Annotated in this window: 10 protein-coding genes; 4 read left to right on the top strand and 6 right to left on the bottom strand. The window is 56.9% G+C overall.

Features of this window, described 5'->3' with window-relative positions; translation table 11 throughout:
- Nucleotides 1-298: 298 nt before the first annotated feature.
- From I9H09_RS02765 to I9H09_RS02780, 4 genes are all read left to right on the top strand, one after another.
- Entirely contained in the window at nucleotides 299-2,455 is a 2,157-nt protein-coding gene (locus tag I9H09_RS02765) for an NUDIX hydrolase (protein ID WP_005895613.1), read from the top strand.
- 635 nt (nucleotides 2,456-3,090) lie between these two features.
- A complete protein-coding gene (locus I9H09_RS02770) occupies nucleotides 3,091-3,858 on the top strand; it encodes a cellulase family glycosylhydrolase (RefSeq protein WP_005895615.1) in 768 nt (255 codons plus the stop codon).
- A 165-nt stretch (nucleotides 3,859-4,023) separates the two neighbouring features.
- Nucleotides 4,024-4,827, top strand: coding sequence for a type III secretion system effector phosphothreonine lyase (ospF, locus tag I9H09_RS02775; protein ID WP_024670905.1), 804 nt, complete (start codon nucleotides 4,024-4,026; stop codon nucleotides 4,825-4,827).
- A 350-nt stretch (nucleotides 4,828-5,177) separates the two neighbouring features.
- Complete coding sequence (locus I9H09_RS02780) at nucleotides 5,178-6,221, top strand: hypothetical protein (RefSeq protein WP_236502300.1); 1,044 nt, start codon at nucleotides 5,178-5,180, stop codon at nucleotides 6,219-6,221.
- A 33-nt stretch (nucleotides 6,222-6,254) separates the two neighbouring features.
- Here the strand turns inward: I9H09_RS02780 and I9H09_RS02785 are convergent, their stop codons facing one another.
- The 6 genes from I9H09_RS02785 to I9H09_RS02810 are packed head-to-tail and all read right to left on the bottom strand — an operon-like array spanning nucleotide 6,255 to nucleotide 13,002.
- The gene (locus tag I9H09_RS02785; protein ID WP_005895623.1) at nucleotides 6,255-7,331 is read right to left on the bottom strand and encodes a protein-glutamate methylesterase/protein-glutamine glutaminase; all 1,077 of its coding nucleotides are present in this window, start codon (nucleotides 7,329-7,331) and stop codon (nucleotides 6,255-6,257) included.
- Nucleotides 7,294-7,827 (bottom strand): chemoreceptor glutamine deamidase CheD, encoded by a 534-nt coding sequence (cheD, locus tag I9H09_RS02790; protein WP_005895625.1) that lies wholly within the window; start codon nucleotides 7,825-7,827, stop codon nucleotides 7,294-7,296. Before cheD ends, I9H09_RS02785 begins: the two co-directional genes overlap by 38 nt.
- Nucleotides 7,824-8,633, bottom strand: a complete 810-nt coding sequence (locus I9H09_RS02795; RefSeq protein ID WP_005895627.1) for a CheR family methyltransferase — start codon at nucleotides 8,631-8,633, stop codon at nucleotides 7,824-7,826. The genes cheD and I9H09_RS02795 overlap by 4 nt, the downstream gene beginning before the upstream one ends.
- Nucleotides 8,634-8,642: 9 nt before the next feature.
- A complete protein-coding gene (locus tag I9H09_RS02800) occupies nucleotides 8,643-9,182 on the bottom strand; it encodes a chemotaxis protein CheW (protein ID WP_005895629.1) in 540 nt (179 codons plus the stop codon).
- A gap of 36 nt (nucleotides 9,183-9,218) precedes the next feature.
- Entirely contained in the window at nucleotides 9,219-10,874 is a 1,656-nt protein-coding gene (locus tag I9H09_RS02805; RefSeq protein ID WP_024670907.1) for a methyl-accepting chemotaxis protein, read from the bottom strand.
- A gap of 28 nt (nucleotides 10,875-10,902) precedes the next feature.
- Nucleotides 10,903-13,002 (bottom strand): chemotaxis protein CheA, encoded by a 2,100-nt coding sequence (locus I9H09_RS02810; RefSeq protein ID WP_236502299.1) that lies wholly within the window; start codon nucleotides 13,000-13,002, stop codon nucleotides 10,903-10,905.
- Nucleotides 13,003-13,006 lie beyond the last annotated feature (4 nt).

The raw sequence follows: 13,006 nt of genomic DNA on the forward strand, positions 1-13,006 counted from the left end.
GAACCCACTGGTGCAGTGCGACACTCATCTACTCAATTTCCACTGGGTATAGATGATTAGTCTCTGCGGTGTATTACATCGATTGAATTATAAAGCCTGCTTATTGATGACCTTTGCACATTGGTGGCAATGAGCTGCTTATTCCCGTCTTCTTATTATCAGTTGGCTTTATTCAGGGTGTGGCTACGTGCCTTGCGCGTATCGGTTGCTGGCGATCTGGCCAGATGTAAGTAGATGCCCGCTGTTCCAGAGACAACGTTTCATCGCGTGCCCCAAGACGGATTTACAGGAACGCTTAATGATAAATCCCATAAAATATAATTTCAGTCATCCTGGGTTTTCCGCTGCGCAAAACCCACCTGCTCCAGCGCACCAGCCTATGCAGGGGCCGTCCGTCAGCAGCAATTGGGTGCCTAACTTTATCTCGCGCGGGCGAGGCAAAAGCGTCCCTCTGAGCCATTTCAACACGGCTGATGAGCATCACCTGGCTGACAGGCAACACGCCGTGTTGCAATCGATAGAGGGTAACAAGTTCATGCGGGTGCTGCAGAAGTACACTGCCGCTGAAACAACCAACACTGAATTTGCCTTTCTAAGGGATGCGATACCGCGCTATTCCATTGAATTAGCCAAACCATGCTGTCATAAAGTGCTTTACCGGGGCATATCTCTTGATAAGCGTTCTGCGCTGGACTTACTGAAACTTCCCCACGGCTATTACAGTCGTGAACTGGCACATGGCCTGGTGCATGGTATGCCGCTGGCAAACGGTGGTTACACTGGACGAGGCGTGGCCAGTGCCTCTACGGTTTCGGCGATTTCCAGGGGGTTCGCACTGCTCAATGCGGAGAAGAAGAATGAAATACAGGTTCTTTTTGTACTGAAAGCAATGGGGCCTGTGCCAGCGCTCCGACACAGCGGTGCCAAGGGTGTGACACTCAGTACAAGCCGATTGCCGTCATCGGTGGCGGGCAAGAGTGAACACGAAGTCATTCTGGATATCACCAACCGGTACGAAGTTACGCAGGCTTATCCGGAGGGTGATGGCATCACCGTTGAGATGACTGTTTTGGGACGCTCGAAAAGAGCTGTCGAACTCGCCGCACCCGAGACTGATAAATGGGAACAGCTTTCCCGGGCCAAGGGATCTAACCCGGGCGGTTTGTTCCGGGCGCCCAATGGCATCAAGTGGTATGTGAAGACCGGGCGCCTTACGAATAACTACACCGATAACTACATGGATCGTTTTCGCAACGAGCTGCTCGCTTCCAGGCTGTATATCGCTGCAGGCATTGACGTCCCCGAAATAAGACTCGCGCTCCGTGATGGCAAAACTGCGTTAATTTCCAGAGTGCTCGAAGGGAATCACAAAGGCGTTGTCGCTATGGCGAGAAGCGGCCAGTTGATGAAAGGGTTTGCCGTGGATGCCTGGTTGGCCAACTGGGATGTCGCGGGGCTTGATCTGGACAATATTCTGTTTACCCAAGATCACACGCCTGTGCGTATTGATCTGGGCGGCGCGATGATTTTCAGGGCAGGCGGAGAGCGCAAGGGAAGCCAGTTTAGCGCCACGCCTATGGAGCTGGTGACCATGCTGTCAAGGAAAGACAACACGTCAAGTCGTGTTTTTCAGTACATCGAGCGTGATCAGATCCGTGCTGGTATTACGGCGATAGAACAAATAGCCGACGTGCATATCAGAGAGCTCTGCTTGAACCACGGTCCTGGTAATAGCCTCGAACGCGCTGCGCTCGGAGAAATGTTGATCAGAAGGAAGAAGTGGCTTGTCAGTGTGAAGCAGGAACTTCCTCATATTCACCCCCGGAAGAATGAGCATGGCCAGGTAGTTACCGTTAAAACCCCCACGTCGCCCACGACGGCTAATACATGGAACACTCCAGACAGGACGGCGGTTTTCGTACCTCACCATTTTGCCAGTGGCAGCCTGAACAACATACCGTTCACCTCATGGCGGTGTCCCGAAACCCTTCCGGGTTGGCGCCAGATTACAACCCGCGCTGTGAAGTTCAGAGAGCCGGAATTTCAGAATCATGGCCATCTTCATCCCGCCAGTGGCGCAGTAATTTTCGAACCTGATGGCAGGATATGGGTCACCGAGCCGACTAATCATGTATTCGGCACTGCTCACTCGTTGCCCAAGGGAAAACAGGAAACCGGGCTGAACTTGAGGACTAATGCCGTCAAGGAAGTCTACGAAGAGACCGGTCTTAGGGTTGAACTTCACGGTTTCATTGGTGATTACGACAGAACAACATCACGTACCCGCTATTACCTTGCCAGGCGCATCGGTGGAACGCCATCGGATATGGGATTTGAATCCCAAAGTGTCAAGCTGGCAAGGCTTTCCGAGGCCAACAAATTGCTGTCCAGTGAACTGGACACCGCCATCTTGCTGGATGCAGCGAAGGTGTTCCAAAAGGCCTCTTTCCACTGAGCCTCAGCTGCTCGGACGCTGGTGAGCGGTATGGGTTTTTTGAAGCATTGCGAAAAACCGTTTCACCCCAGCGTGTTACGTCCACAGAAACGGAGTAATGAAATGACGATTAATACTCACGTAAGTAATAACGGTTCATCGTGGTCACCTCTCTCGCCAGGCAATCAGGCACCGGACCCGCAACATTCCGGAAAAACATCAGGCAATGCCGTTAACTTTCTCCCTCCAGAACATACAAACGGCTCGAGCAATGCCGTCAGTTGGGGAAGCGGCACGCCAAACGCTGCTATTGCAGGCCCTGGACGAGCAAGTGGCTCACAGGTCAAAGCGAGTTGGTAGAGGCGCTGAAGACGCTTATCTTTACGCTGCTCAAAAGTTTGATGGGCAACACTTCCGCAGGCCATCCATCTGCAAGCAACTCATCCGCAAGTGAGCCTTCTGCAAGCCAGCCTTCTGGATCGTCCGGGCCTGGAAGTAGTTCAGCTTCCCCAGACTGTGCAAACAGTTCGGCTGCAGACGCGAGCCCACCTGAACAGTCCGGTGAAACTTTTCCGCTCAACAACTCTGGCCTGGGTGCTCATGGTGGCGCTAATACTGTTCCGGACCGGATTGCCTCTCCCGAGGCAGCTCGAAAAATGGTCGAAGATGTGAAGAATGCCGGCGGGGGAACACTGCGCATGCAGATGACCCACGACCAGATCAATGACCCGGAGCAAATGGCCAAGCTCAAGGCGATGGTCGATGCTGGCGACAAACAGGGGGTCAAGGTTCAGTTCACGTTTCGTGACAACGCCAATGGCGGTGGCGGCAATGTCTTGACCGGTGAAAAACTCAAACAAGCCGCCGATGATGTCAAGAACGTCGTTTCCGCAGTTGGAAAGCACCCAAGTTTTGTACTCGACACGTTCAACGAAGGTGGCAAGAGCGCCACTCAGGGCTGGGCTGATATGCAAAGCACGTTGATCAAGTCTGCGCGTGACGCCGGTTACAAGGGCGACATTGTGGTAGAGGACAGCAATTGGGGCGGCGGTCTGACGGCAGGCGGGGAGAGCGGGCTGGTCAAATACGCCGATCAGTTGAAAGCCGCCAATGGCCGTGGCAACCCTGGCCTGATCGGCAGTATCCATGAATACGCCAGCGGTGCCGACGCGTCTTCGCGTCTTTCATCAGAGATAAAGGCGCTGACGGGTGCTGGCTTCAAGCCTCAAATAGGCGAAGTCGGCAACGCCAACTGGGCCGGGGGCAGTAACTTCGAAGAGCGCGACGGGGCCAATCAGGCTGTGAAAGACAACATGGACGCGCTAAAAGCCGCAGGCGCTGATGTCCTACCGTGGATGGACCAGTTCAGGGACGGCAAGATCAAACACGACGTCGGCTTTTCGAAAGGCGATCAATTCTCCTGACGTTGGGTATTTGTATTACGCCTGATCACGCCAATCAACTTAAGGTCGCTGGTTCTACGTGAACAGACAGCCATCAATCCATTCAGGCTGATGAATACAAAAGGGGGACGACGGCGTCGCCACCCCTGCATTTTGGTTCTCGATAGAAAGCAGGAAATCAATGTTATGCCCGTAAACAGCCTCATGCTGAGTTTGAAGCTGAACACCCAGCTGACTCCACCACCGGTAAGAAAAAATACAAACGCTGAACTGAATCGCATGAATAAGGGAGAGGTACTTGCACACACTCAAACCCGGTTCGCCTTGAATCACCGTGCCCCCACCTACGAGATCGTACAGCGAGCGCGGGGCGAGAATCATGGCGGCTGGACGGCGTTCAACAAATGCCGGATGACGGGCACCGACATGTTTATTCACATGGACCGCAGAGCGCCCAAGAGCAAGGGCGACTTTGCCGGTGACAAGTTTCACCTGAGTGTGGCGCCCGAGCACGTTGCGCGCGCATTTGATGCGATAGGCAAACTGTTACAAGCCGACGACAGCCCTGTCGACAAGTGGAAAGTGACCGACATGAGTGGCGTACATACAAACGCGCCGCCTGAACAAGCGCGCATCACGCAGGGCGCTCAATTTACGCTGTATGCCAAACCTGACCGTGCGGATAACACCTACAGCCCCGAATACATGGGGAAAATGAGGGGCTTGATCAGCAGCATCGAGCATGAGTTGCGAGCGGCCGGTATAGCGCAGAGCCGTAATCGCCCGGCCTCGGATGTTGCTCCCGGACACTGGGCGTATGCGTCTTATCGTAATGAACACAAAAGCGAGAGAGCGGGGTCATCCAGCCAAGCTAATGAACTTGAAACAGAACCGTTTTTTCAGTTGGTTTCATTTGCTGAGGTTGCTGCTTCGCCAGTGAATGCAAACGCCGGAAATCGCTCATTGCTGCCACCACCCTGGACCCGCTGAGCAGGCCTGGCTTGTGGATCGTCGCTGCATACAAACCAGCTCCCCTTACATCACATGGCTCACAACCCTTGACGGGTACTGTGCAGATTCTGTGATGACCGCTGGTGACACCTGCATGTGCTTACAAAGCACGTGTTGAAAATAGAAAACGCCGTCGCACAACGAGGCGTCTTACAAGGAAACACTTCATGCCAAACCCGGTATCTCAACATTCTGCCAATCATGCCTACCTCCACAATCAGTCTTCCGGTAGCCAGCGCCCTGCTTCACGTGCTCAGGCGGCCCCACACAGTGTTCAGCGTGCCAGGCCAGGAAACGCGACGGCGCTCGTCGGAGGACACCCCGTTGCCATGGCCGCGATTAACCGGACAGGGTTTGCGTCTGCGTTTGCAACTTCCCAGACCGTGCACACCACGATGATGGGTCAACAAGGCATATCGCCTGCTTTTGCTCAGCAAGTTTTAAATCAGAGCCAGCGATTGGCGCACGCGGCTGAGCATGAGAAACAGCATATTCTCAGCAGTCAGCTGAATAATTTCCCGACAGAAAGAAACGGAATTGCACACAACAGCCTGCAGCACTTTCGCCGCTATTCACCCGCGCAGGGCAAGCACATCGTTGATGCATTGCATACCTATCAGGCGGACTATGGCGATAACTACCTGATGAATATCAGCGCGATGGGTTATCGCTCCCTGAGGCATTACCTGCAATCCCTCGACCCTAAATATAACAACGAAGCCGAGGTCAATAAGTTTGTCCGTGATTTCGCTCGACATTATGAGGCGGGCGAACTGAACGCCAGTGAAGTTGAAATGCACAAGACTCACATCGAACATCAGCTGGCGCCGCAAGTCGCCCTTTTACAACAGTTTATTCACGCCGCTCCGCGTATTTCAGGCGTTTCCCTCTTGAAAGGGGCGACAGGGCATGACGATCTGTTCACCACCCAACTGGACGGCCGTTCAGCACTGGGCGCCTTGCTGGCGGGACAATCAATACGATTCAACGGCTTCCTCAGCACCACATCAGGCGCCGCAGCCGCTGTAGAGTTCTCCAGTGTGGACGATGGCAGAGAGTTGGGAAGGGCTCGGTACACGGTAGATTTTTCAAGCAGAGATGCGGCTTCCGAGGTGTTGCGCAGGCAGGCAATTGGAGAGCTGCGGCGTGGTAACTTCGATCCGGCATCGATTTTTTTCCGCTTCAAGGCCGACCGTGTTGCGGGTATCCACGTCGACGCAATTCAGGATGCTCATAACCCGCAGATGAGCATCAGCGGCGCGGGTGAGCAGGAAGTTCTGCTCAATCCGGGGCATTACTTTCAGCCCGAAAAGATTGTGATGCTTGAACAAGGTTTTGCAGTCACTGGCAGGCTCTCTTATGGCGGACGCTGAGGTTTCCTGAGCTGATCGGCAAGCGCGCTGACGTTACCGGTGCAAGATCACCTGATGAATCTCCTGCAGCGGAATAATCCGTTGCGCTGCATTCAGTTTGATCGCTTCCTTGGGCATGCCGAACACCACGCAACTGGCCTCATCCTGAGCCACGGTCGAGCTGCCTGCGTCGAGCATTTCCTTGAGCCCGCGTGCGCCGTCGTCGCCCATGCCGGTCATGATGATGCCGGTGGCGTTCTTGCCGGCGAACTTGGCCACAGAGCGAAACAGTACGTCCACGGAAGGACGGTGCCGGTTGACTAGCGGGCCGTCGATGACCTGAACGTGATAATAGGCGCCGCTGCGCGTGACCATCATGTGCTTGCCGCCGGGCGCAATCAGCGCCAGGCCCGGCAGGATGCGGTCATTGTTTCGGGCCTCGCGCACTTCGATCTGGCTAAGGCTGTTCAAGCGTTCGGCGAACGAGGCGGTGAACTTCTCCGGCATGTGCTGGACGATGACCATGCCGGGGCACACGCGGGGCAGGGCGGTCAATACCGCTTCCAGCGCCTGGGTGCCGCCGGTCGACGTACCGATCGCGACGATGCGCTCGGTGGTCTGCGCCATGGCATGGCCACTGGCGGCAGGCAGGATGGCGTCGGCGGTTAACTTGCTGGCGGGGTTCAGGACTGGTGCAGCGGCGCGCTTGCCAAGGTTTTTGACATTGGAATGTGCGGCCGCACGAATCGCCGAAATCAGCTCGGCAGCGGACTCGATCAGGAAGTTCTTCAGGCCGGTCGTGGGCTTGGTGATGATTTCCACCGCCCCTGCGGACAACGCCTGCAGCGACGTTTCCGCGCCTTTCTGGGTCAGCGACGAGCAGATCACCACCGGTGTCGGCCGCTCGCTCATGATCTTCTTGAGAAACGTGATGCCATCCATGCGCGGCATTTCCACGTCCAGCACGATGACGTCGGGCCATTCCTGGGCCAGCTTGCTCATGGCAAATATCGGGTCTGACGCCGCGCCCATTACATGAATGTCGGGGGTGTCGTTGAGGATGGCTACGAGTACCTGGCGAACGACAGCCGAATCATCGACCAGCAATACGCTGATTTTTTTGTTTGGCATCTTTTTCACTTACATCCATTGGTTGGTGCCTGACCCATACGTTTCCGTCCCACAGGTCGAAGATGATGTTGCGATGACCGGTGCTGCCGAGGTCCTGAGCGATCAGTTGCAGATGGTGCTGCTCGGCCAGCGCAAGCGCTGCGTGAATGTTCAGGTCTGCGACGTTATGCATGTGTTGCTCGAGACGTTGAGCAGGAAACATTTCACCGCCACCAAACAGCTTGATCTGATACTCCGCAGGCAGTGTGCCATTGGCCAGCGCGTGGCGGATTAGTATTTCCATTGCCTCGTCGGCGTATTTGCCGTCCAGCGGCTCGTGCTTGCGGATACGCCCCGGCAGCATGAAATGACACATGCCGCCAATACGCCGATGCGGATGCCAGAAGGTGATCGCCACGCAGGAACCCAGCAGCGTACGCAAGCGCACAGGCCGGGTCTCGAAGACCACGTCGCCGGGGGCCAGCACTGTTTCGCAGACGCCGACGGGGGTGTTCATGGTTTGCGGTAGATCGAAGGGGAGACCATTTTCAACACGTCATTCACACCGTTCAGGCTTTCCGAGTGGCTGATGATGAAATAGCCACCGGGTTTGAGGCGCGGTATCAATCGCGCCACGACTTTGCTCTTGGTCTCCTGATCAAAATAAATCATCACGTTGCGCAGGAAAATGACGTCGAACTCACCCAGATCCGGAAGGGTTTCATTTAGATTGACCTGCACGAAGCTGACCCGGCTGCGCAAAGACTTGTCGATCAGGAAGGTGCCTTCCTGGCGACCTGTGCCTTTCAGACAATATTTGAACAGCAAAGGTTGCGGAAGCGTCTCGGTACGCTCCATCGGGTAGTGGCCGCTGCGCGCTTTGATCAGCACCCGCGTGCTGATGTCCGAGCCGATGACCTCCCATGGCGAGGTGCCCAGTTGTTCGGCCAGTGTCATTGCCAGGCTGTAGGGCTCTTCGCCAGACGAGCTGGCAGCGCTCCATATCCGGAATACCTTGCCCGGCGAGACCTTCGGCAGTACATGCTGGCGCAGGAAATCAAAGTGCTTGGGCTCGCGAAAAAAGTAGGTTTCATTGGTGGTGAGCAAATCCAGCGCAATTTGCAGCTCGCCATTGCGCTGGTCGGTCATGATCAGCTTGAAGTACTCGCCGTAGCTGTCCAGCTCGTAGTGCTTGAGGCGTTTGAACAGGCGGCCAGCGACCAGTGCTTTTTTGGCCGACGTCAGTTTGATGCCCGCAGCGCGGTACAGCCAGGACTGGAACTGGCCGAACTCGCGATCACTGAGCGACGCTGTATCAACCATGCGCGGGCCTCAATGGGCGTCAAGGTCGGCAGCAGGTGTCTGACCCGCTGCTGCCAGGCTGGACATCTCGTCGATGGACAGCACCTTCTCGACTTCCAGCACGATCACGAACTTGCCATCGACCTTGGCCATGCCGCTGATGAAATCAGCACGAATCCGCGCGCCGAAATTGGGCGGCGGCTCGATCTGTGACGCAGGTATTTCCAGTACCGCCGAGACATTATCGACCAGCAAGCCGATGTCCTGCGGCTGACCGTCCTCGGTACTGGCTTCGATGATGATGACGCACGAGCGCCGGGTAATGTCCGAGTTCTGGCGCCCGAAACGCGCCGACAGATCAACCACCGGCACCACCGCGCCGCGCAGGTTGATCACGCCGCGCACGAACGCGGGCATCATCGGCACGACGGTCAGGCTGCCGTACTCGATGATTTCCTTGATGCCCAGAATGCCGATGGCGAACATCTCGCCACCCAGCATGAATGTCAGGTACTGCGCCTCTTCCTCGACCGCTGTTGCGGCCTGTCGAGTCGTGACCAATGAGCCCATGTCGTTCTCCCAGTGAATCGGTATCGAAGCCGTCGATCAGAAACGAGTGAATTCCGATTCGTCCGGCGAGCTGGCCATGCTGTGCGCAAAGGCCTTGCGCGGCGCTTGCTGCACGGGCCTTGGCGGCTGGCGGGTCGGGCTGCCGTGGCTGTCGATCTTGTTGCTGTGTGCTGCGGCTTTTGGCGACGCGTCGAGGGTGAAGAAGCTCATGGATTGCTGCAGTTGTTCGGCCTGGCTGCTCATTTCTTCTGCCGTGGCGGCCAGCTCTTCGCTACTCGATGCGTTCTGCTGGGTTACCTGATTGAGTTGCGTCATGGCCGTGTTGATTTGTGCGACGCCTGCCGCCTGCTCTTCGGAAGCGGCGCTGATTTCCTGCACCAGATCAGAAGTCTTGTTGATCGATGGCACCATCTCGTCCAGCAACTTGCCGGCCTTTTCGGCCATTTCCACGCTGCTGGAAGACAGCTCGCCAATCTCCTGAGCGGCAATCTGGCTTCGTTCTGCCAGCTTGCGCACCTCGGCAGCCACCACCGCGAAGCCTTTGCCATGCTCACCGGCGCGGGCCGCTTCGATAGCAGCGTTCAGTGCAAGGAGGTTGGTCTGGTAGGCAATGTCATCGATGATGCTGATGCGCTGGGCAATCTTCTTCATCGCGACCACGGTCTGCTGTACCGATTCGCCACCATCGGTGGCTTCTTTGGCAGCCTTGCTGGCCATGCCGTCGGTGACCTTGGCGTTCTCGGTGTTCTGGTTGATGCTGGCGCTCATCTGTTCGACCGAAGCGCTGGTCTCTTCGACGCTGGCTGCCTGTTCGCTGGTCGCTTGGCTCATCGACTGTGCCGTCGCGCTGACTTCTTCCGAGGCGCTGGCCAGGTTGTCGGCGGCGTTACGCACTTCGCCGATGATGTGCGACAGTTTGCCGACCATATTGCGCATGGCGTTTAGCACCATGCCGGTCTCGTCCTTGGAGCCGTGACCAATGTGTGCGTTGAGGTTGCCCTCGGCCAGTTGCTCGGCGGCAGTGGCTGCTTCCTTGAGTGGGCGCGAAATGATCCGCGCGATGAACAGCGCCAGGCCCAGACCGATCAGCAAGGCTGCAACCAGTACCACGATGATCGAAATACGTGAGGTTTCGTACAGGCTGGTGCCCTTGTTGCCAGCGATGGTCGCGCCAGCTTCATTCAGATCGACCATTTTTTGCAGCTGAGTGGTCACTTCATCAAAATGCGTCTTGGATTCGCCCTTGAGTAACGTGCGCGCCTGAGCCTCCAGGTTTTGGCGTGATTGATCGAACAGGTCGCCACTGACCTTCAGGTAGGCGGCCCATGACGCGCTCACGCTACTGAACAATTGACGATCTTCATCACTGACAATCAACTTGTCGTAAATGGCCAGTCGCGCTTCAAACTGCTTGCGTGCTTCTGCTGCCTCAAGCTCCATCTGGGCTTTTTCCGGGGCAGCGTCCGCCGCGATATGACGGTTTTCCTTTAGTCGGTAACTGGCTGCGAAGAATCGCATGCCCGCAGCCGCCCGCATGGACGGCATCCAGTTTTCCTTGATGTCCTGCGCGGCCTGGTTGACCTGGCCTAGCTGGATAATCGCAAAGACTCCCATCGCTGCGGTCAACGCCAGAACCACCAGAAAAGAGGTAATCAGCTTGGTGGATATCTTCAGATCGTAAAACCATTTCATCGGGTTACTCCTTGGAATTGCAAATCCGTCAGCGAGAAGCGGGCGAGAGCGAATGAGGGGACTGGGTGGCGCGGACGTCCATTTGTACGATCTGGTTGAGCAATGCCGGTACGTCGAGAATCAACGCCACCGCGCCGCTGCCCAGAATCGTCGAGCCGCTGATTCCGCGCAGAGCGCCAAACAGCTTGCCCAAGGGTTTGATCACGGTCTGGAATTCGCCGAGCAGGTCATCCACCACCAGCCCGGCCTTGTGTTCGGCGTAGCGCACTACCACCACGTTCTGGCGGCGTGCTGCGGGGCCTTCGTGGTTGAAGTGCTCGCGCAGGTAGACCAGCGGCAGCACCTCGCCACGCAGGTCCAGGTAGCCGTTGTCGCGGCTCGTCTGGCGATCCTGTTCATCCAGCTCGATGCATTCCTGAACCATGTCCAGCGGGATCACGTAAGTCGACTGGTCAATGCCGACCAGAAAACCGTTGATGATCGCCAGCGTCAGGGGCAGACGAATGCGCACGATGGTGCCTTGGCCGGGCTGGCTATCGAGGTCGACAGTGCCGCGCAGCAGGGTGATGTTGCGCTTGACCACGTCCATGCCGACGCCGCGCCCGGACAGGTTGGTGACGGCTTCGGCGGTAGAAAAACCAGGTTCGAAGATCAGGTTGTAGATTTCCTGATCGGTCAGGCTCGCACCGGCAGCCACCAGACCGCGCTGCTGGGCCTTGTCCAGAATGCGCTCGCGGTTGAGGCCGGCACCGTCATCGGCAATCTCGATGACGATACTGCCCGAGTCATGGTATGCGTTCAGACTCAAGTGGCCCTTGGCCGGTTTGCCAGCGGCGCGGCGGGCTTCGGCGCTTTCGATACCGTGGTCCATCGAGTTGCGCAGCAGGTGCATCAGCGGGTCGCCGATCTTCTCGACAACCGTCTTGTCCAGTTCGGTTTCTGCGCCGTTGATGATCAGGTCGATATCCTTGCCCAGTTCCTGACTGACATCGCGCACCACCCGACGAAATCGGTTGAAGGTGTCGCCGATCGGGATCATGCGCAGGTGCAGCGCGCCGTCGAGAATCTGCTCGACCAGCCCCGACACGGTCGAGCTGGCTTCCTGAAGCGGATCGTTGTCGCACGACTTGGCCAACAGGCTGGCGCCAGCGCTGGCAATCACCAGTTCGCCGACCAGGTTGATCAACTCGTCGAGCTTGTCGGCATTGACGCGCACATAACGTCCGTCCTTACTTTTCTGGTCGCCGCTCTGTGGGCGATCCACGACCGTCGCAATGCCAGGTTCTCGCGGCACCGCTCGCTGGTCGCCCAGCAGTTCGCCGCTTGCCACTACAGTGCTGCGCTCGTTCTGCGACACCAGTTCTGTGCCGACAGGCTCGGCATCTGCTTCGACTTGATCGATCAGGGTGATTTCCACGGCGCAGTCTTCACGCACGAAGTCGAATACTTCGTTGATTGCGGCGTGACCGGCAGCGGAGCGGAACTCGATCTCGAAACCCAGGTGACACGATTCCGGGTCCCACGATTCCACCGCTGGAATGCTGTCGGTGACGGTCGTGACCTTGACCATCTGCCCCAGCGTGTTGAGGTAACGCAGGAACGACAGCGGGTCCATGCCATTGCGAAACACATCCACGCCGAAGCGCAGAGATATATGCCATGACGCTTCGATTTCTTCGCCATCAGTGACGCCGGTTGCAGCAGCCTCGTCGGCAGCCTGGGCGGTGTCTGGTGCCTGATAGACCTGCAACGCCTGACGCAGCGCAGCTTCGCGCTCAAGAGCAGGCGGCTGAAGTTGCTCGCCCCTGCTGGCGACCACGTCGATCAGCTTGAGCATGTGATCGCCGGACTTGAGCAGCACTGCGATCAGCTGTGCATCCACTGAAACGCTGCCTTCGCGCAGACGATCCAGCACGTCCTCGACGATGTGGGTAAAACTCACGATCGGGGTCAGCCCGAACAATCCGGCCGAACCCTTGATGGTGTGTGCTGCACGAAAGACTGCGCCAATCGCGTCCACATCACCCGGTTCGCTTTCAAGTTGCAGGAGGGATTCCTCCATCGCCTGCAACAGCTCTCGCGCTTCGACGATAAACGTCTGCTGAGCCTGATCGAGGTTAATGCTCACATTG

The organism is Pseudomonas tremae, assembly GCF_023278125.1.
Lineage (GTDB): Bacteria > Pseudomonadota > Gammaproteobacteria > Pseudomonadales > Pseudomonadaceae > Aquipseudomonas > Aquipseudomonas tremae.